Origin of the sequence: Tunturibacter gelidoferens (assembly GCF_040358255.1) — a bacterium.
GTDB lineage: Bacteria > Acidobacteriota > Terriglobia > Terriglobales > Acidobacteriaceae > Edaphobacter > Edaphobacter gelidiferens.
Map to the genome: position 1 here is coordinate 2,291,093 of NZ_CP132938.1, position 17,725 is coordinate 2,308,817.

At 59.3% G+C, this 17,725-nt stretch carries 19 protein-coding genes and 1 tRNA gene; 12 read left to right on the forward strand and 8 right to left on the reverse strand.

Features of this window, described 5'->3' with window-relative positions:
* Positions 1 to 24 precede the first annotated feature (24 nt).
* The 3 genes from RBB81_RS10160 to RBB81_RS10170 form a co-directional block, all read right to left on the reverse strand.
* Positions 25 to 1,029, reverse strand: a complete 1,005-nt coding sequence (locus RBB81_RS10160) for a polyprenyl synthetase family protein (protein WP_179581801.1) — start codon at positions 1,027 to 1,029, stop codon at positions 25 to 27.
* A gap of 138 nt (positions 1,030 to 1,167) precedes the next feature.
* Complete coding sequence (locus tag RBB81_RS10165) at positions 1,168 to 1,668, reverse strand: YajQ family cyclic di-GMP-binding protein (protein WP_179581802.1); 501 nt, start codon at positions 1,666 to 1,668, stop codon at positions 1,168 to 1,170.
* Between the two features lie 68 nt (positions 1,669 to 1,736).
* Entirely contained in the window at positions 1,737 to 2,603 is an 867-nt protein-coding gene (locus RBB81_RS10170) for a TatD family hydrolase (RefSeq protein ID WP_353073603.1), read from the reverse strand.
* Positions 2,604 to 2,702: 99 nt separating this feature from the next.
* Here RBB81_RS10170 and RBB81_RS10175 point away from each other — a divergent pair, with 99 nt between their 5' ends.
* The gene (locus tag RBB81_RS10175; RefSeq protein WP_179581804.1) at positions 2,703 to 3,167 is read left to right on the forward strand and encodes a cupin domain-containing protein; all 465 of its coding nucleotides are present in this window, start codon (positions 2,703 to 2,705) and stop codon (positions 3,165 to 3,167) included.
* 62 nt (positions 3,168 to 3,229) lie between these two features.
* Here RBB81_RS10175 and RBB81_RS10180 read toward each other — a convergent pair whose 3' ends face one another.
* Positions 3,230 to 3,781 (reverse strand): PEP-CTERM sorting domain-containing protein, encoded by a 552-nt coding sequence (locus RBB81_RS10180; protein WP_179581805.1) that lies wholly within the window; start codon positions 3,779 to 3,781, stop codon positions 3,230 to 3,232.
* A gap of 104 nt (positions 3,782 to 3,885) precedes the next feature.
* Here RBB81_RS10180 and RBB81_RS10185 point away from each other — a divergent pair, with 104 nt between their 5' ends.
* The gene (locus RBB81_RS10185) at positions 3,886 to 4,017 is read left to right on the forward strand and encodes a hypothetical protein (RefSeq protein ID WP_281376751.1); all 132 of its coding nucleotides are present in this window, start codon (positions 3,886 to 3,888) and stop codon (positions 4,015 to 4,017) included.
* A gap of 6 nt (positions 4,018 to 4,023) precedes the next feature.
* Here the strand turns inward: RBB81_RS10185 and metG are convergent, their stop codons facing one another.
* From metG to RBB81_RS10205, 4 genes are all read right to left on the reverse strand, one after another.
* Entirely contained in the window at positions 4,024 to 6,465 is a 2,442-nt protein-coding gene (gene metG / locus RBB81_RS10190) for a methionine--tRNA ligase subunit beta (RefSeq protein ID WP_353073604.1), read from the reverse strand.
* 95 nt (positions 6,466 to 6,560) lie between these two features.
* A complete protein-coding gene (locus RBB81_RS10195; protein ID WP_179581807.1) occupies positions 6,561 to 6,827 on the reverse strand; it encodes a phage tail protein in 267 nt (88 codons plus the stop codon).
* 139 nt (positions 6,828 to 6,966) lie between these two features.
* Positions 6,967 to 7,779, reverse strand: a complete 813-nt coding sequence (locus RBB81_RS10200; protein WP_179581808.1) for a FadR/GntR family transcriptional regulator — start codon at positions 7,777 to 7,779, stop codon at positions 6,967 to 6,969.
* A 140-nt stretch (positions 7,780 to 7,919) separates the two neighbouring features.
* On the reverse strand, positions 7,920 to 9,248 hold the full coding sequence (locus tag RBB81_RS10205) for an MFS transporter (RefSeq protein WP_353073605.1): 1,329 nt from the start codon (positions 9,246 to 9,248) through the stop codon (positions 7,920 to 7,922).
* A gap of 296 nt (positions 9,249 to 9,544) precedes the next feature.
* Here RBB81_RS10205 and meaB point away from each other — a divergent pair, with 296 nt between their 5' ends.
* The 10 genes from meaB (at position 9,545) to RBB81_RS10255 (ending at position 17,705) form a co-directional block, all read left to right on the forward strand.
* The gene (meaB, locus tag RBB81_RS10210) at positions 9,545 to 10,810 is read left to right on the forward strand and encodes a methylmalonyl Co-A mutase-associated GTPase MeaB (protein ID WP_353073606.1); all 1,266 of its coding nucleotides are present in this window, start codon (positions 9,545 to 9,547) and stop codon (positions 10,808 to 10,810) included.
* An 11-nt stretch (positions 10,811 to 10,821) separates the two neighbouring features.
* Complete coding sequence (gene tsaB, locus RBB81_RS10215) at positions 10,822 to 11,478, forward strand: tRNA (adenosine(37)-N6)-threonylcarbamoyltransferase complex dimerization subunit type 1 TsaB (RefSeq protein WP_353073607.1); 657 nt, start codon at positions 10,822 to 10,824, stop codon at positions 11,476 to 11,478.
* Positions 11,475 to 11,972: a GNAT family N-acetyltransferase gene (locus tag RBB81_RS10220; protein ID WP_353073608.1), complete on the forward strand. Its 498-nt coding sequence runs from the start codon at positions 11,475 to 11,477 to the stop codon at positions 11,970 to 11,972. Before tsaB ends, RBB81_RS10220 begins: the two co-directional genes overlap by 4 nt.
* Before the next feature lie 81 nt (positions 11,973 to 12,053).
* Positions 12,054 to 12,272: a DUF465 domain-containing protein gene (locus RBB81_RS10225; RefSeq protein WP_179581812.1), complete on the forward strand. Its 219-nt coding sequence runs from the start codon at positions 12,054 to 12,056 to the stop codon at positions 12,270 to 12,272.
* Positions 12,273 to 12,367: 95 nt separating this feature from the next.
* The gene (locus RBB81_RS10230; protein WP_179581813.1) at positions 12,368 to 13,018 is read left to right on the forward strand and encodes a phosphatidylserine decarboxylase; all 651 of its coding nucleotides are present in this window, start codon (positions 12,368 to 12,370) and stop codon (positions 13,016 to 13,018) included.
* Positions 13,018 to 13,857 (forward strand): CDP-diacylglycerol--serine O-phosphatidyltransferase, encoded by an 840-nt coding sequence (pssA, locus tag RBB81_RS10235; protein WP_246373539.1) that lies wholly within the window; start codon positions 13,018 to 13,020, stop codon positions 13,855 to 13,857. The genes RBB81_RS10230 and pssA overlap by 1 nt, the downstream gene beginning before the upstream one ends.
* 75 nt (positions 13,858 to 13,932) lie before the next feature.
* Complete coding sequence (locus tag RBB81_RS10240; protein WP_353073609.1) at positions 13,933 to 14,988, forward strand: Asd/ArgC dimerization domain-containing protein; 1,056 nt, start codon at positions 13,933 to 13,935, stop codon at positions 14,986 to 14,988.
* Positions 14,989 to 15,041: 53 nt separating this feature from the next.
* Positions 15,042 to 15,962, forward strand: a complete 921-nt coding sequence (mak, locus tag RBB81_RS10245) for a fructokinase (protein ID WP_218892315.1) — start codon at positions 15,042 to 15,044, stop codon at positions 15,960 to 15,962.
* A gap of 141 nt (positions 15,963 to 16,103) precedes the next feature.
* Positions 16,104 to 16,190 (forward strand) — tRNA-Leu (locus tag RBB81_RS10250).
* 432 nt (positions 16,191 to 16,622) lie between these two features.
* Positions 16,623 to 17,705 (forward strand): hypothetical protein, encoded by a 1,083-nt coding sequence (locus RBB81_RS10255; RefSeq protein WP_353073610.1) that lies wholly within the window; start codon positions 16,623 to 16,625, stop codon positions 17,703 to 17,705.
* Positions 17,706 to 17,725 lie beyond the last annotated feature (20 nt).

Consider the following 17,725-nt stretch of genomic DNA (forward strand, 5'->3'; position numbering starts at 1 on the left):
TCTCTTTCGCGGGATCTTTCGATGTCAGCGGTCGCGGCTGGTGACGAAGCCGGGTACCCAGAGGAGCGCGCGCTTGGCGTCGGAGTCGGGCAGCTCTGCGATGGTGAGGCGGGCTGCTTCGGCGTAGGCGCAGGCGGTGTCCATGGCGTAGTCGATGGAGCCGTGGCGTTGCAGAATCTCAAGGATCTGCGGGTGGGAGACACGGGCGAAGCTGCGGTCGGCGAGGACGGTGCGGATGGCCTCGCGGTCGGCTCCTGTGCCGCGCTCGAGCGCGTGGATGACGGCGAGAGTGGCCTTGCCTTCGCGCAGGTCCGAGGCGACAGGCTTGCCGAGGACATCTTCAGCGGCGGTCAGGTCTAAAACGTCGTCGACGATCTGGAAGGCGAGGCCCAGGTTGCGGCCGTACTCGCCGAGCTGGGATTCAAGTTCATCGGGGTCACCGAAGCCGTGAGCAGGCGTGATCGCCGCACCGAGCTGCATCGAGACCTTGAAGAGGCAGGCGGTCTTGCGGAAGATGAGGTCGAAGTACTCCTCTTCGTTGATAAGGTGGCCGAGCTTTTCAATCTGGAGCAGCTCGCCCTCGACCATCTGCTGGGTAAGCGAGATCAGCAACTCAAGGACGCGAAAGTTCCGCTCCTCAAGGGCCGCCGAGAAGGACTGCATGTAGAGCCAGTCGCCCGCGAGAACGCACTTGGCGTTGCCCCATGTCGTGTTGGAAGAGGGGCGTCCGCGGCGCGTGTCGGCTTCATCGATGATGTCGTCGTGGACCAGGGTTGCGGTGTGAAGCATCTCGACGACGGCGCCGAGACGGATGCGGCTCTCGCTGGTACAGCCTAGAGCCTTGGCCGAGAGCAGCAGAAGAAGCGGCCGGATGCGCTTACCGCCCCCAGCGATCAGGTACCGCGCGATGTCGGTGATGACCTCGACGTTGGAAGCCGATTGGCGGGAGAACTCCTGCTCGATGGCGGCTAGATCGTCACGGAGGAGGTCGAACACCTCGGCTGCGGTCGCGATGGAGAGCGTGCTCACTTACTAGTCAGAGTATCAGGATGTGGATTTGGCTTCAGAATAGGCTCGAAAAAGTAAGTCAGAATTTTGATCGCAGCAATGGGTTGGTGAGCGGCAGCGAAACGAGGCCTTCTGCCGCCTTGAGGAAGAGGACGCAGGTTAGTTGGAGCGGAAGTTGGTGAACTGAAGGTCGACGCCGATATCTTTGCCCTTCAGAAGCGCCATGACCTCCTGCAGAACATCGCGGTCTTTGCTGACGACGCGCACGGTGTCGCCCTGAATGCTGGCCTGCGCCTTCTTCTTCGAGTCTTTGATCGCCGCGACGATGATCTTCGCCTTCTCCGACGGAATCCCCTGGACGAGCTTGATCTTCTGGCGAACGCTGGAGTTGGCTGCCGGCTCGATCTTTTCGAACTCGAGGTTCTTGAGCGAGACGCCGCGTTTGACCAGCTTCTGCGAGAGGATCTCGGTGACGGCCTGCAGCTTATACTCGTCCTGCGAGGCGAGCTGGATGGTGTCGGTGCCTTCGAGCTCGATCTTCGACTTCGAGTCCTTGAGATCGAAGCGGGCGTGGACCTCCTTCGAGGCCTGATCGATGGCGTTTTTCACTTCCTGAATCTCTACTTTGCTCACTACATCGAAGCTGTTATCGGATGCCATGGGTGTGTTCCTTCTTATGTAACTTTGTCGATCTCTATTCGTCTGTAACTCGGTCGATCTCTATTATGTCAGCGCTTGAGAGCTTCGCGGGTTGTGGGGAACAGATTTTTGAAGTTCGCTGTCGTCTGGGTGGCGAGCTCTTCTGGTGAGATGCCGCGAAGTTCCGCCAGGGCTGCCGCGGTATGTGTGACAAAAGCAGGCTCGTTGCGTTGGCCACGAAGCGGAATTGGCGCGAGAAACGGCGCATCGGTTTCGACGAGGATACGGTCCGGCGGGGCCATGGCGGCGGCGTCACGGATGGCCTGCGCCTTCGGATAGGTAAGGTTACCCGCGAAGGAGAGATAAAAGCCTGCGGCGAGGGATCGTTCCGCCTGGTCGACGGTACCAGAGAAGCAGTGCATGATGCCGCCCAGCGCATGCGGCGTCCAGTGTTGGTCGATGAGCGCAAGAAGGTCCTCCCAGGCGTCAGCCTCTCCGAACTTCTCTTTGGCCTGCGGCGTTGCCAGCTCGCTCGTGCGGCAGTGGATCAGGATTGGCTTACGCATATTCGCCGCAAGACGCATCTGGTCGATGAAGGCCTGCTTCTGCGTGGTGATGTCGGGGTTGTCGAAGTGGTAGTAATCGAGCCCGATTTCACCAACTGCGACACACCTCTCCTGGACAGCCAGCGCGGCTAGTTTGTCGAGTGCTTCGGGGGTGGCGTGAGTTGCCTCCTGCGGGTGAATCCCTGCGCTTGCGTAGATTTGCGGAAGCCCGGCGCCGGCTGTGGAATTTGCGATCTCGAGCGCTTGATTCATGGTCGTGGGGCCATCGCCGATGCCGATCGCGAGGATGGTATGGACTCCTGCGGTATAGGCGCGGCGCAGCACTTCTTCGCGCTCCGTTGGAGTCTCTGTGTAGAAATCGAGGTGGGCGTGAGAGTCGATCAGAGGCATCTCTTTCAGGGTATCCCATCGGGGCGCGACATTGAGGCTGACAGGGAGGCGGCGAAGGAGTGCGTGACTGGTATAGTTCGGACCGCGTAGTATGTCGGCATGAAAAATCTTAATCGACGTGATCTTTGTGTTGCTCTTTCGGCTCTGGCGGCGATGGGCGGTGTGATGGCGGAGGGGCAGAGCGGTACCGGGGCGGCAGAACCCGTGCTCGCTCACTCGGAGATATTTCCCTTCGACAAGCTGCCCGTGCATGCTTCGGCGAATGGCGGAGCGAGCCGTGCGGTGATCCAGGGGCGGCTGGCTACAGGCGAGTTTGTTGAGGTGCACGAGACTGCGCTGCCCCCCGGCCAGATGCCGCACCAGCCGCATCGGCACACGCACTCGGAGTTCCTGATGATTCGCGAGGGGAAGCTCGAAGTCACCAGTGACGGACAGACGGGCATCGTCGAGCCGGGCGGAGTCATCTTCACCGCGTCAGGCGTCTTGCACGGATTGAAGAACGTTGGCGACGTGATGGCGAACTACTTTGTCGTTGCAATCGGCGTGCAGAAGGCGATCGTCTGAATGAGGATGCGGCGAGTGGTCGATGACAGACTAAGGATGGCAGATCAATGGGATGAATCCAACTAACGCGAGTCCCGGCTATACTTCCTTCGCGCAAGGCTAACGAGGCCGAGGACACCAGTGGTCAGCAGGGCCAGCGTCGAGGGCTCAGGCGTCGGTGCGGTCGTCTCGGGCGTAATTGTGAGGCTGTAATCGAGGAAAGGTGGGGACCCTTTGGGGTTGAGCGCAGTCAGGTCAAAAGTCCCTGTCAGGAAGGTAGGATTGGCGGCGTCCGGTGCGAAGAGCTGCTCGCCGAACAGTCTTCCAGGGATCAGGCCAAGGCTCAGGCCTCCGAGGAAGCGGCCCGTCGGGAAGACGATGCTCTCCTCGCTGGAGACGCCGTTGGTTGTGACCATTGTGGACGCGGAGAAAGAGGTCTCCGAACCCGGGAGGCAGGAGGTGATGATGCCTGTAGGGCAAGTACTCTCATTGCCCGGAGGTGAGGCCGGCAGGGAGAACGTGATGTCGAGGCCATTGCCGGTTAGGACGAAGCCGTCGATCGTGTCGGCGCGGGCGGTTAGAGGTTGGACGAAGGCAGAGAAAAGAAGAGCAAGCGGGAAGACAATATTTCTCATAATGAGAGCTTCCTTCTTGAAGCTATTCGAATTTACGGACAAGGATGCGACCGGCCTGTCGGGATGTCAAGGAGATTCTTGGTCTTGTTTTACGCAGCTTTCCAATGATGCGAGTACTGGCGCGGGTCTTCGTGGCAACAGTGATTGGGTATACGACGACGATTAAAACGGACTTGCTGCGCTGGATGCCGCCGTCGCATGAGACCGGCAAGGTAGCATCCAGCTTGCGGCCTTAACGATGTCTAACGTAGGCGAGAGCCCAGGGCAATCTCTTCGCCGAAGGTTGCGAGGACGGGCTTTCCGTCTTCACCGTGCGAGGCGGCCAGCAGCATGCCGTGAGATTCGAAGCCGCGCATCTTGCGTGGTGCGAGATTGGCGATGACGACAATCTTTTTGCCGAGGAGTTCTTCGGGCGTGTACCACTCGGCGATGCCGGAGAGGATCTGGCGTTTTTCGTAGCCGAGATCGACCTCGAGGCGGAGGAGCTTGTCGGCTTTGGGGATGCGTTCGGCGACGACGATCTGCGCGACGCGAAGGTCGATCTTGACGAAGTCGTCGATGACGATCTGCGGGGTGTCGGGCGCAGTGCCGGAGATGTTCGACTGCGCGGCAGAGTTGGCGAAGATGCCCGAGGCGGGGGCTTCGGTGTGCGAGGGCGTGCCGGTGCGCTCGGTGCTGACGGCGTGACTTCCGCCGACGGTAGTTCCAGGCGCAGCTTCGGCGAGGTAGGAGGTGCGGGGGGCGGCGGCGGGATCGGTGGGGTCGATGGGAGCCGCGGAAGTGTGGGTGGTCGTCTCGTCGACGAACTTGGAGGGCTTCGGATGCTCGGGCTTTGGCGGGGTGGTCGGGTTTTCCATGTCGGTCATGATTTGCGCGAGTCCTTTGTCTGCTCGGGGGAAGATGGGGGCGAGTGGGCCAAGTTTTGTGCCGGGTTTCAAGCCTCCCCATTTAAGATTTTTCAGTTCGCCGTTTTTCGCGGCGTCTTCGATGTCGCCGAGGCCCAATTGGGCCCACACTTTGGCTGTAGAGTAGGGAAGGACGGGGTAAAGCAGGGCGGAGATAACCCGAATGGATTCGGCAGCAGTGTAAAGTATGCATTCAAGCTGGATGACGTCTTTTCGCAACTCCTCCTCAAACTCCGTCTGCTTCGCTGCATCTAGGTAGGTCGTCGTGGACGATGCCTTAAGCTGCGCTGCGAGCTTCCAAGGCTTTTCCTCAGTCATGAAGACATCAACCTTTTGAATTAGGTCGAAAATCCTTTGAAGTCTCGATCCAAAAGTGTATTCATTCTCCGTCGCATCAAGATCCGCTAGAGTATCGGCGTGCGCACGCAGATTATTGCTGTAAATGAACGCGAGCGTATCGTTGCCATCGGTCAAGGGAGGGACCCGAGCAACCCCCCTTGGCGAACCCTCGATATCTCCCGCGCTAAAATTTTGAACTATCAGCCCGAGAGTACGGCTAACTAGGTTGCCGTAGCCGTTGGCGAGGTCGGCGTTGTAGCGGGTGATCATGGCGTCGAAGCTGAAGCTGCCGTCTTGTCCGAAGGGGATCTCGCGGAGGAGGAAGTAGCGGAGGACGTCGGCGGCGAAGAGGTCCTGTTCTTTCTTCGTGCTGTCGGGGAACTGCTTTTTGTAGACTTCGGTGCCGAAGGCGTCGAGGATGGTCTCGGTGCGGACGACGTTGCCCTTCGATTTCGACATCTTGCTGTCGTCGAAGAGCAACCAGCCGTTGGCGACTACGGATTTTGGAGTGGGGATCTCGGCGGCAAGCAGGACTGCGGGCCAGTAGACGCAGTGGAAGCGCGTGATCTCCTTGCCTACGAGGTGAAGGTCGGCGGGCCAGTAGCGTTTGAATTTTTCCTGGTCGGCGGGGTTGTCGCTGCCGTAGCCGATACCGGTCAGGTAGTTGATCAGAGCGTCGAGCCAGACGTAGATAACGTGCTTTTCGTTGCCGGGCACGGGGATGCCCCACTTGAAGCTGGTGCGCGAGATGGAGAGGTCTTTGAGGGCGCCGGGAACATAGGGCTTGCCGAGGGCTGACAGTTCGAGGACCTCGCCGCGGTCGGTGGCTTCGGCTACGTTGCCGCGAAGGAAGCTGAGGACTTCGTTGCGGCTCGACTCGGGCTGGATCAGAAGACGGCTCTCAGGGTTCTCGCTCTCGATCAGGTCGATGAGGGGAAGCTGGTATTCGGAGAGGCGGAAGAAGTAGTTCTCTTCGGTGACGGTTTCGGTCGGCTTGCCGTCGGGGCCGATGGTACCGGGAGGTCCATCGACGAACATCTCCTCGCCGATCGAGTACTGGCCGGTGTAGCTGCTGAGGTAGAACTTGTCACGGTCGAGGAGGAGTTGGAAGAGTTTCTGGACGGCCTCGGTGTGCCGGGGTTCGGTGGTGCGGATGTAGTCGTTGTAGGTGATTCCCATGCGGTCCCAGAGGGCGCGGAAGGTGGCGGAGACCTGGTCGGCGAACTGGAGGGGCGGAATACCGGCGGCGGCGGCGGAGCGCTCGACCTTCTGGCCGTGCTCGTCGGTGCCGGTGAGGAAGAAGGTGTCGTCGCCAAGCAGGCGGTGGCGGCGCGCGATCACGTCGGCCGCAATGGTCGAGTACGCATGGCCTATGTGAGGGCGTGCGTTGACGTAGTAGATAGGGGTCGTGAGATAGAACTTTTGCGGGGCTTCAGGCATGACGATATGCCTAAGTCTAGCAGGGCAGAGGGATGATGTTGGCTGGTGGGACGGGAGGTTGCCGCTCGCCCGGTGAGAGCGGAGCGGCGTAGGCGCTAGGGGCGCGAAGGGAACATTCCGTTGACGGCGATGATATTGTGCACCGGGGCTGCGGTGTCCTTGCCGGCTACGGCGTGAGTCTTTGCGTCGGGCAGGTTGGGGAGGTTGAAGGTGGTCGTGCCGTCCCCGCCATACTGTGTGCCGAGGAGGGCGAAGAGTGCCTGATTTTGATTGATGGGCAGAGACGCGCCGTTGCAGGCGGCCCAGCCGGCAGGAACGAAGTTGAAGGCGACGACTCTGATTTCGCCTAAGAATGGATCCATGGGGAACTCTCCTGGCCCGAAGGCCGTGCGTCATGGTGTAGCGCTAAGTTGATCAGGACGTAGAGATAGTCCCGAAGAGTGAAGCAACTTGACGATACACAGCGGCGTGGAGGGGCGGTATGACTTGCAAGTTGTAGGGTCAGCGGGCGGGGGTTGATTGAGGGGTCTCGGTTTCGCTCGCGGCTGAGATTTCGGCTTGGCTGGTCGGAGTCGTCTCGTGTGCGGCGGGAGGGTTCGACGGGCTTTCGGCGGCCTGAGCGATGCGGGCGAGGTTGAGGTGCTGCTCCATGGAGCGGCGAGCCTGCGCGGGGTTGTGGGAGCGGATGGCACGATAGATCTCGCGGTGCATCTCGGAGGATTCTTTTAAATCTACGGCGTTCTGGATGGTCTTGCTGCGGATCTCATAGAGATTGGCGATGAGAGTCTCCATGATGGCGGCCAGGATGGGGTTGGCCGCGGCGCGGGCGATGGCGCGATGGAAGCGGACGTCATGGATGAGGTACTCGTGGGGATCGTCGAGCGCGGCGTACATCTCGGCGACCTCTTCGGCCAGCTCTGTCACCTGTTCCTCGGTAGCGCGTTCGGCGGCAAGAGCGGCGAGGTTGGATTCGATGATGATGCGGGCTTCGAACATCTGTCCGGGAAGGAAGCCGTGGAGCGCGCCGAGGACGGAGAAGGAGCTGGAGTCGAACGAGGGCGGACCGGAGGCGACGAAGGTTCCAGCGCCGTGGCGGCTTTTGAGGACGCCCATGGCTGCGAGAAAGCCGATGCCGGACCGCAGACTGGAGCGGCTGATCTTGAGCTGGCGAGCCAAGTCGCGCTCGGGGGGGAGGCGGTCGCCGGGGCGAACCTCTCCCGAACTGATGAGCGAGCGGATGTGTTCAACGACCTGCATGGTGAGCTGGCTGTGGCTGGAGACCTCGTCGAACTGCTCTTTGACCTCTTTTTTCATGCTGAACGAAGCTCCCTTGCGCCTGATTTGATGAAGGGTAACACGGCGGTGCGGCGCATGTTTCAGTGGGACGGGTAGAGGAGCGAGACGTTTCGGGCTGTGTTCGACGCTGCTCATTGTTGCGATTGGGAAGACTGGATTTAGGCAGTTTGCCGGCCGCCGAGACGAGGAACCAGGAGCTGGAAGATCAAGAGGGCGGTGACGTAGGCGAGGCCTCCCATCGTGAAGATCAGCAATGGGTGGAGGGAGAAGTAGTGAGAGACGAGCCAGGTGAAGCACGCTCCGCCGAGGGCTCCGGCAGCGCCGCCGATGCCGACTACGGTGCTGACGCTGGTCGAGGGGAACATGTCCGTTGGAGTGGAGAAGAGGTTGGCAGACCAGCCTTGATGGGCGGCGGTGGCGAGACAGAAGAGCGCGATAGCGGGCCAGGCATTGTGTGGGGAGATGGAGTGCATGTGCGGGACGAGCATGATGGGAAGAACGCAAAGGGCACAGATGAGAAGGGCGAACTTGCGACCGGAGTTGACGGTGTGGCCGTGCTTCATGCGAAATCCGGAGAGCCAGCCGCCAGCGATGGAGCCGATGCTTGCGGCGGTGTAGATGACGATGAGCGGGTACTTTACGTGGCTTAGATTGAGGCCGTAGTTATCGTTGAGGAATTTGGGGAGATAAAAGAGATAGAACCACCAGATGGGGTCGGTGATGCCTTTGGCGATGGAGAAGGCCCAAAAGCCGCGGTGGTGGAGAAGGATGGGGTAGATGGAGCCGCCCTGCGTGACGGGGGCAAGGTCAGTCTGGGTTTGCGTCGCGCTGCGGCGAAGTTTGTTGTAAGGGAAGATAAGCCAGATGATTGCCCAGATGAGTCCCATGGAGCCGGTGCAGATGAAGGCGGCGTGCCATCCCCAACGGGCGGCGACCGCTGCGATGAGAACCGGGGCGATGAAAGCAGAGGCGTTGGAGCCAGAGTTGAAGAGGCCGGTGGCGAGGGCGCGCTCTTCGGAGGGGAACCACTCGGTGGTGGCCTTGATGGCGGCGGGGAAGTTGCCGGATTCGCCGAGGCCGAGGAAGACGCGCGCGATGCAGAAGCCGGCGACGCTGGCCACCATGGAATGGCTGATCGAGGCGCATCCCCAGATCAGGATGGCGAGGGCGTATCCGGTTTTGGTGCCGAGCTTGTCGATGATACGACCGGCGAAGAGAAAGCCGACGCCATAGGCGATCTGGAAGCAGATGAGGACGCGTCCATAGTTGAGGTTGTAAGCGGTTTGATGAGCGGCGTCGATGCCGGGAATCCAGCCCATGAAGTCGAGGTGGAGGAGCGGCTCGATGAGGGAGAAGACCGAGCGGTCCATGTAATTAATGGTGGTGGCGAGGAAGAGAAGACCGCAGACGAGCCAGCGGATATTGGATTTCTCCGGGGCGGTGGTGGTGAAGCCCGAGTCAGGCAGGCTGGCAGTGTTGATCGACATTAGTTGTAACTCCAGCGTAAATGTTGGTCCGGCGGCTGCCCCGGATTGCGCCTGATGCGGCAGATTCGGGTCAAGGGGTGTCGAGGATGAGGATAGTCTGTGCTGGGCAGTAGGTGTCAAGCGCCGTCTCCGATGATCTGGAAAGATCATTTTTGATTACAAATGAATGCGTTGGAGCGCTGGCGAACGAAGGAAGGTGGGCGACCGGGTTTTGAGAAGGGTCCATTTGAAGAGTTCAAGCACATGAATGTTAAGGGCGCTTTGCCGGTGAGGAAGGTGGGCATGGGAGATGCGAGGTGGAGCACGTTATTATCGCTAACGTGCCTAAGGATTTCAGGACGAGTGGGGTGGAAGTTGCGCAGATGATGGCGCGGGTGCGGGCAGGCGATGTTCGTGCTCTGGCTCGGGCCCTATCTCTTGTGGAGAATGGCGGCGGAGCGGAGGTGCTTGCGGCTTGCCGGGAGTTTGCGGGCAGATCGCTGCGGGTGGGAGTGACGGGGCCTCCTGGGGCGGGGAAGAGCACGCTGGTGGACCAGATGGTGAGGTGGCTTCGGCAGCAGGGGCAGAGTGTGGGGGTGGTGGCGGTCGATCCGTCTAGTCCTTACACGGGTGGGGCGTTATTGGGGGACCGGATTCGGATGCAGGATTTTGCCGGGGATGATGGGGTGTTTATTCGCAGCATGGCTTCGCGTGGGGCTATGGGGGGCGTTGCGCGTGCGGCTGCCGATGTTTGCTCGGTGATGGAGGCGGCCGGGCGGCAGACGATTGTGATTGAGACGGTGGGTGTGGGACAGGATGAGGTGGATGTGATCGGCCTGGCGGATGTGACTGTGCTGGTGCTTGTGCCCGGAATGGGCGATGAGGTGCAGAGTCTGAAGGCTGGCGTGATGGAGGTCGCGGATGTGTTTGTTGTGAACAAGAGCGACCGTGGGGGTGCGGAGTTGGTAGAGCAGGAGATTGTTGCGATGCAGGCTTTGGCGGTTGGAGAGGGTGAGTGGGTGCCTCCTGTTGTGCGGACGGTCGCGACTACGGGGGAGGGTGTCAAGGAGTTGATGGAGACGGTGAGACGATGCGCCTTGGAGAAGGGGTCGCGAAGAGTAAGGCTTGAGAGCGCTGACACTCTGTGCGTGCTGGGGCAGGGCGGGCTGCGGCTGGATCATCTTGGCGTCGCGGTGAAGAGCATTGCGGGGGCGCGTGGATTTTATGAGGCGCTGGGGCTGGTGGTGAGCCATGAAGAGACAGTGGAGCATGAGCAGGTGAAGACGGCGATGCTGCCGCTGGGAGAAAGCCGTATCGAGTTGTTGGAGGCGACCGAGGCAGATTCCACGATTGGGAGATTTTTGGCGAAGCGAGGTGAGGGGCTGCATCATATCGCCGTCCATGTGGATGAGATTGACGTGATGTTTGCGCGGCTGACAAAGCAAGGAGTGAGGTTGGCGAGCAATGCGGTGAGAGTGGGGGCTGGCGGGCATCGGTATTTCTTTGTGCATCCGGCCAGCACAGGGGGCGTGTTGCTGGAGATTGTCGGGGATGCAGTTGAGCCGCGTAAGGGTGGGGAGTGATGCGGTTTCTGATGATTCATACGGCAGGGGGTGAGGGGAGCGTTGCGCTGGCGGATACCGAGATGGCGTCGGCGATCGTTGCGACTGAGGTGTTGCCGGGAAGGAGTTCGTCGGAACGGCTGGTTCCAACTGTGCGGCGGCTGATGGCGTCGAGTGGATGGCTGCTGAGAGAGTTGGCGGCTGTGGTTGTGGTGTATGGGCCGGGATCGTTTACGGGGGTACGTGTGGGGGTGAGCGCGGCGAAGGGGCTGAGCGAGGCCGGGGGTGTGCCTCTGATTGCGTTGTCGCGGCTGGCCCTGCTTGCCGCCGCGGTCAATGGCGGGGAGCAGATGGTGCATGCAGTTCTGGATGCTGGTCGCGGGGAGTTCTACTACGGAGAGTATATGGGGAAGAGATGCGTGCGGGAGATCCTGGCAGGCGCGGAGGATTTGAGGACGGCGGCTTCGGGTGGGTTGGTGGTGGTGTGTGAGTTGAAGGTGGCGGAGGCTTTGCGGGAGTTGCGTCCGAAGTTGGTGGATGAGCCGTTGGCGGGGGATGCTCTGCCGTTTGCGGTAGAGCGAGTTGTATCGGGGCGATTTGATGATGCTGCTGCGCTGGATGCGAATTATCTGAGACGGACCGATGCTGAGATATTTGCCAAACCTACTGCTCCGCGAGCCACTCGATGAGTTCGGCCAAGTATAGGGTTCGCGCTGGTCGTGCTGAGGACTTTGTTGGTGTGATAAGGCTGGAGAGGGCTACGCCTGAGGCTCCGCATTGGGCGGAGGCCGAGTATGCGGCAATTGTGGGTGCCGATAGAAGCTCTGAGGTTGCGGTGACGAGGTGCTTGTTCGTTGCGGAGTCGGATGCTGGGTTGTTGGGTTTTGCAGTTGGAAAGGTTCTTGTTTCCGGGGCTGTGAGGCTGGCCGAGCTTGAAAGCGTGGCAGTAAGTGCGTCGGCCCGACGAGTGGGCGTGGGAAGGGCGTTGTGCGGGGGGGTCATTTGCTGGTGCAGGGAGCGGGGTGCGAAGGAGATGGAACTCGAGGTGAGGGCGGGGAGTGGGGGTGCAGTTGCGCTTTACAGGGGGTTAGGGTTTGCGGTCGTTGGACAGCGCGATAACTACTACCACGATCCCACAGAGGACGCGTTGCTGATGCAGTTGAAGTTAGCTGGAGACGAGTAATCCACATTGCCGGTAATTATCGCGCTGTGATAGCGTGTCGGCCATCAGTGCGAAGTCGTCTGTTGCTGGAGGTACTCTCACGTGCAAACTGGCAAGTTCACCGAGCTGCCCCATCCTGCGTCGTTCCCTTCCATTCAACAATTGATGCAAGAACATAGCCTTTATGATCGCAGGCTGGATACGCTGCGGTCCAAGTTGTTTCTCACTGACTCGGAACAGTTGGAAGAGGTGAGATTGAAGAAGCTGAAGCTCAGTTTGAAGGATGAGATCGAGCGGCTTCGACGCTTGGGAGCATCCTAAAGCTAGAAGACGCGGTTTGACCGTATGGAGGCGACCGGCCTGAGTAGCGTTACGCTCAGGTCCGAGGTGTACGTGGCCTTATAATCGAGTCACTTATGGTGCGAGACGGTTTTTTCTATGCCTTAGGGCTTGGGGTTGTTGCGGCGGCACTTTGGTATCTGAATATGCCGATTGCGCTGGTGGCGTTACCGGTGGTGCTGGCGGCTTTCTTTTTGTGGTTTTTTCGCGATCCGAACAGGACGATTCCGCAGGCGCCGGGACAGATTGTGTCTCCTGGGGACGGGGTGGTTACGGAAGCTGAGTGGATCGAAACGGTTAGCGGGAGTCGGTTGCGACTTAGCATCTTTCTGAACGTGTTTGATGTGCATGTGAACCGTTCGCCGGTGGGCGGAGTCGTGAAGGTGTGCGAGTTTCGCAAGGGCGAATTCATGAATGCGATGAAGCCGGAGTCTGTGTTGAACAACGAGCAGACTCTGATTACGATCGATGCCGGTGGATATGAAGTCAGCTTCAAACAGATAGCCGGGCTGCTGGCTCGGCGTATTGTGTGCAACCTGAAAGTAGGTGACCGAGTGGAGCGTGGACAGCGGATCGGCCTCATCAAATTTGGGTCGCGGGTGGATGTACTGATGCCGGCAGCGGCGAACCTGAAGGTGAAGACGGGGGCTCGCGTTAAGGGTGGGTCGACCGTGCTGGCCGTGCTCCCGGAGCAGTCGCTGAGAGACGCACCGGCAGTGGTGGCCTAATGGAGGACGCGCAGATCGAGACCGACGAGAAGGTGAGGCGTCAACCTAGTCGGGGGATGTACGTGCTGCCATCGCTATTTACGGCGGGCAACATGGCCGCTGGGTACTACGCAATTACGCAGAGTATTCAGGGGTCCGTGGCGGATCAGAGTTACTTCGATCGAGCTGCGTTGGCGCTTGGGATTGCCGTTCTGTTCGATGGTCTTGATGGCATCATCGCAAGAATGACCCACACGACCAGCGACTTTGGAAAAGAACTCGACTCGCTGGCGGACGTGATTACGTTTGGTGTTGCGCCGAGTTTGCTGGCCTATATCTGGGGCTTCCGCATGCTGCCTTTGATGGCTCATCCGGAGGCGCGACAGCAAATTGTGCATATTGGGGTGTTTGTCTGTTTTATCTTTTTGATATGCGGCGCCAGTCGGCTGGCGAGATTTAATATCAGCATCAACCCGCAGCCTCGCAACCCGGGGCGACCGGGCAAGAAGTATTTTGTGGGCATGCCGATTCCGGCAGGTGCGGGCGTGATCAGCTCGGTGATTCACTTTCAACACGGATCGCCGATCGACAACCCATGGATAGCGCTGGTGTGGCTGTGCCTGCTGCTGTTCACCAGCTTTTTGATGGTAAGCAACTGGCGGTTCTGGAGTGCGAAGGAGATCACGCTTGGTAAGCGTCATCCCTTTCAACTGGTCGCGGTGATAGCGTTTATAGGAGCGCTGATCGTGCTGTATTCGGAGTACATGCTGATCATCCTGGCAATGGCGTATCTGGTGTCCGGTGTGGTGGCTCGGCTTGCGTACTCGTGGGGGCGAGAGCGGCGGCACTCCGCGGTGTAAGTCGGTGACGGGAGATGAACAGATAAGATAGTAATCTGGCGCTCAGACCTTACGTTTCGACGACTTCAGGAAAATATGACGGAAAGAATGTATCGAATCGGAATCGTTGGGGCGTCTTCGCTCGCTGGTAAAGAGCTGAGCGAGGAGTTGGCCGAGTCGGTGCTGGGAGCATCGGACTTTGTCCTGCTCGACGAAGAAGAAGCCGCTGGACAAGTGACCTCCGCTGGCGATGAGGTTGTTTTTATACAACGATTGGAGACATCTTCCTTCGACCGAATGGACTTTGTTTTTTTTGCGGGCAGTGCAGCGGTGACGAAGAAGCATTGGCAGGCTGCGCGGCGCGAGGGGGCGAGCATTGTCGATCTAACGTACGCGTTGGAGGGCGAGAAGGATGTTCTGGTGCGGGCTCCTTGGGTGGCTGAGGTGCTTGCAGATAAGAGCGAGCCTGGAGGCCCAGAGCCGGATTTGAAGACGCCAGCTCTAGTAGCTGCGCATCCGGTCGCTGTGATGCTTGCCCTAGTTGCCGGAAGACTGCAAGCGAAGATGGCTTTGACGAGCGTTGCTGCGACCGTCATGGAGCCGGCGTCCGAGTATGGCCGCGCCGCGATGGATGAGTTGCATCAGCAGACTGTTACCCTGCTTTCATTTCAGACGCTGCCACGGGAGCAATATGATGCGCAGGTGGCATTCAATCTGTTGCCTTCGCTCGGCGATGCCGCGAAGGTGAAGCTGAGCGCCACGGAACGGCGTATCCGCAAACACTACGCTGGGCTTGCTGATTCGCTGTTACCTGAACTGGCGCTGCAGGTCATTCAGGCTCCGGTGTTTCATGGGTATGTCGTTTCGATGCTGGTGGAACTCTCTGGTGAAGCGACGCAGGAGGAAGTAGAGGTGGCGCTTGCCGGGGAACATATAGACGTAGTAAGCGAGGAATCCGATCCGCCGAGCAACCTGAGTGCGGCGGGGCAGGAGGACATTATGGTACGAGTGAGCGGAGACTTTGATCAGGGGGAGCGAGGAACACGCTTCTGGCTGTGGCTCGCTGCGGATAACCTGAAGCTCGCGGCGCTGAATGCGATTGCATGCGGCGGGGAGCTAAGCAGGTTGCGTCCCCGTGGCAAGGTGCAGTAGGGTTCGTTGTGCCCACTTTTTAGAGTGGCAAGTGAAAGGGACTGGAAGGCTCAATGACGGAGATGGGGATGCGCATCGGGATTGATCTTGGTGGGACAAAAATCGAGGCACTCGCTATCGATGATCGCGGCACAGAGTTGGCTCGGCATCGTGTCGATACTCCGCGGGACGATTATGAAGCGACGGTGAAGGCAATTGTTGCGCTGGTCCACCGCATAGAAACGGAGACTGGAAAGACAGGCACTGTGGGTGCCGGTATTCCAGGTACCATCTCGAGAATTACCGGGCTGGTTAAAAACGCCAATTCAACGTGGTTGAATGGCCAACCATTTCATAGAGATTTGATCGCTACGCTTGGTCGCGAAGTACGGGTCGCCAACGATGCAAATTGCCTTGCGGTATCAGAGGCGACAGACGGCGCGGCCGCCGGTGTGCGTTTTGTGTATGGAGTCATTCTAGGGACCGGATGTGGAGGCGGAGTCGCTCTGGAGGGATGCGTCCACGACGGACCGAATGGAGTTGCGGGCGAATGGGGGCACAATCCACTGCCGTGGCCGAAGCCGGAGGAGTCCCCTGGACCGGAGTGTTATTGCGGAAAGAAAGGGTGCATGGAGATGTGGGTCTCGGGCACGGGGATTGCGCGGGATTACAAAAATGTGACCGGCAGAGCGCGGACTACGCGGGAGATAATTGCTGACTTTGCCGCGGGAGATCTAGTGGCGGCGGAGACCGTTGAGCGGTTCGAAGATCGTTTGGCGCGCGGTTTGGCTAACGTGATCAACATACTGGATCCAGATGTCATTGTGGTTGGTGGAGGCGTATCAGGGGTGGAGCATATCTACGAGGCACTGCCTAAGTTGCTGCCGAAATATGTGTTTGGAGGAGAGGCATCCACGCCGGTCGTGAAAGCAAAATATGGAGACTCCAGTGGAGTCCGCGGCGCGGCGTGGCTTTGGCCAAACAGACGAGTTTGAGAAGATGCGGATCAGTGAATGATATACGATACTTAAAGGCAAAGCCCGCTGATTCGATGATCGAGCTCAGCGCGGCGGTATTTTTTGCGATTTGATTAGCGGTGAGGTAGAACATTCACTTCTTGCAAGTTGCAAGCAAAAGCCGGGATGGCGGAACTGGCAGACGCAGCGGACTCAAAATCCGCCGACCGCAAGGTCATGGGGGTTCGATTCCCCCTCCCGGCACCATAAATACAACAACTTACATAATCGTCGGTTCCAAGCCTGGATCCGACTTTGTCCATTCTTTGTCCAAACGTTAGAAACAAACCGAACGACCGGCAGAGCCGCACATCGTTCGCCCCTTCTCCCTCTCAAGAAAATCCATCATCTTCGCCCTCGCTCCCATTGGGAGAAAGAGAGCCGACTGAGAACCCTGCAAACTCAGCAGCTCAGCGTCTCCTGAGGGGACGAGTCGACGACTGCCTAGACATCGGCGGAGCGGGGCCTTCCTCCGGCTCACGCGGAGTGGCCCTGCGCACTCCCTCGCCCCAAGGGCAGGATCCCTACGCCAGACATTTGACCGAAATCCGGAACAGCCCCATGATCCCCACTCGACCGGCTTGCTGGTCGAGGCTGACATGTGGGTGCGGAACTGCCCGCATGCGAGAGGACCCCGCTATGACCGTTATTCCCATGGTGACCAGACGGCTCTTGCGCACCAAGCAGGCCGCTGGCCAACTTCATATGCACAGCGCCGAGATCGGAAACAGCATCGATCTGAGCGGCGCGACGCTGACCGAGGCGGTGAGCGCCATTTTCCTCCAGGAAGCCACGATCCGTGGGACGGTTTCCATCTGCGACAGGTTCTCGAGCTTCGGACGAGTGGAAGTGCAGAGCGCGCAGATCGAAGGCAATCTCGTTTGCGATAGTTGCAAGTTGGCCGCGCTGTATTGCGCAAACCTGAACCTCAAGGGTGACCTTCAGTGGACTGGTATTCAGGATGCGAAGTTGACCTCGCTTTGGTTGAACGGCGCGACGATCAAGAACCTGCGCGATGAGCGTGAAAGCTGGCCGAGTGCGGGTGGATTGCATCTGGACGGCCTCCAGTACGAAGAGTTAACCCTGCATTCTGTCCGAACCGATGCGGATCGGGGGAATAACAGTCTAGGTCGGGAACATCCCTTGAAGATTGAGGACCGGGTCGAGTGGCTCCAGCTTCAGCCGTCTTCTGATCAAGTCGAGCCGCAACCATGGATGCAGCTTGCCGCTCTGTTGAGAGCGAAGGGAGATGAGGATGGCGCAAAACGCATCCTCTTCGAACTTCGACGTGCCCAAGCAAAATCCGCCAACCAGACTGTGCGCGTTTGGAAGATCGGCTTTGCCCGGCTACAACAACAGCCGTTGTGGGTATTGCTTCCCATTGCTCTGACCACGCTGCTAGTAAGCTGCCTTTTCTGGTGTGCGAGCGCCCGAGGCGCGATGGCTCCCACGAACAAAGAAGCCTACTTGGCGTGGTCGACCGGCGCTCCGCTAAACACCGTCTATCCGCGATTCAACCCCTTTTTCTACTCTCTCGAAAACGATCTGCCTCTCGTGAAGTTTGGCCTCGACGACAAGTGGGCACCTGACCAGACATACAAACCCAAAGATTGGGTCGTGTCCTATACCACCCTTCGGTGGGCGAGGGTGTTTCTCATCCTCTTCGGCTGGTTGCAGGCTACCGTACTTGCCGCTGCTATCGGCAGTCGGTTCAAGAACTGACCTGCTCACATGAAAGCGCG

Coding starts and splice junctions, on each gene's coding strand:
- tsaB (WP_353073607.1), top strand. CDS start 10,822: ATGATTCATACGGCAGGGGGTGAGGGGAGCGTTGCGCTGGCGGATACC.
- mak (WP_218892315.1), top strand. CDS start 15,042: ATGACGGAGATGGGGATGCGCATCGGGATTGATCTTGGTGGGACAAAA.
- RBB81_RS10200 (WP_179581808.1), bottom strand. CDS start 7,779: ATGAAAAAAGAGGTCAAAGAGCAGTTCGACGAGGTCTCCAGCCACAGC.
- RBB81_RS10185 (WP_281376751.1), top strand. CDS start 3,886: ATGATGCGAGTACTGGCGCGGGTCTTCGTGGCAACAGTGATTGGGTAT.
- RBB81_RS10220 (WP_353073608.1), top strand. CDS start 11,475: ATGAGTTCGGCCAAGTATAGGGTTCGCGCTGGTCGTGCTGAGGACTTT.
- RBB81_RS10165 (WP_179581802.1), bottom strand. CDS start 1,668: ATGGCATCCGATAACAGCTTCGATGTAGTGAGCAAAGTAGAGATTCAG.
- RBB81_RS10180 (WP_179581805.1), bottom strand. CDS start 3,781: ATGAGAAATATTGTCTTCCCGCTTGCTCTTCTTTTCTCTGCCTTCGTC.
- pssA (WP_246373539.1), top strand. CDS start 13,018: ATGGAGGACGCGCAGATCGAGACCGACGAGAAGGTGAGGCGTCAACCT.
- RBB81_RS10195 (WP_179581807.1), bottom strand. CDS start 6,827: ATGGATCCATTCTTAGGCGAAATCAGAGTCGTCGCCTTCAACTTCGTT.
- RBB81_RS10240 (WP_353073609.1), top strand. CDS start 13,933: ATGACGGAAAGAATGTATCGAATCGGAATCGTTGGGGCGTCTTCGCTC.
- metG (WP_353073604.1), bottom strand. CDS start 6,465: ATGCCTGAAGCCCCGCAAAAGTTCTATCTCACGACCCCTATCTACTAC.
- RBB81_RS10170 (WP_353073603.1), bottom strand. CDS start 2,603: ATGCCTCTGATCGACTCTCACGCCCACCTCGATTTCTACACAGAGACT.
- RBB81_RS10255 (WP_353073610.1), top strand. CDS start 16,623: ATGACCGTTATTCCCATGGTGACCAGACGGCTCTTGCGCACCAAGCAG.
- RBB81_RS10230 (WP_179581813.1), top strand. CDS start 12,368: ATGGTGCGAGACGGTTTTTTCTATGCCTTAGGGCTTGGGGTTGTTGCG.
- RBB81_RS10175 (WP_179581804.1), top strand. CDS start 2,703: ATGAAAAATCTTAATCGACGTGATCTTTGTGTTGCTCTTTCGGCTCTG.
- RBB81_RS10205 (WP_353073605.1), bottom strand. CDS start 9,248: ATGTCGATCAACACTGCCAGCCTGCCTGACTCGGGCTTCACCACCACC.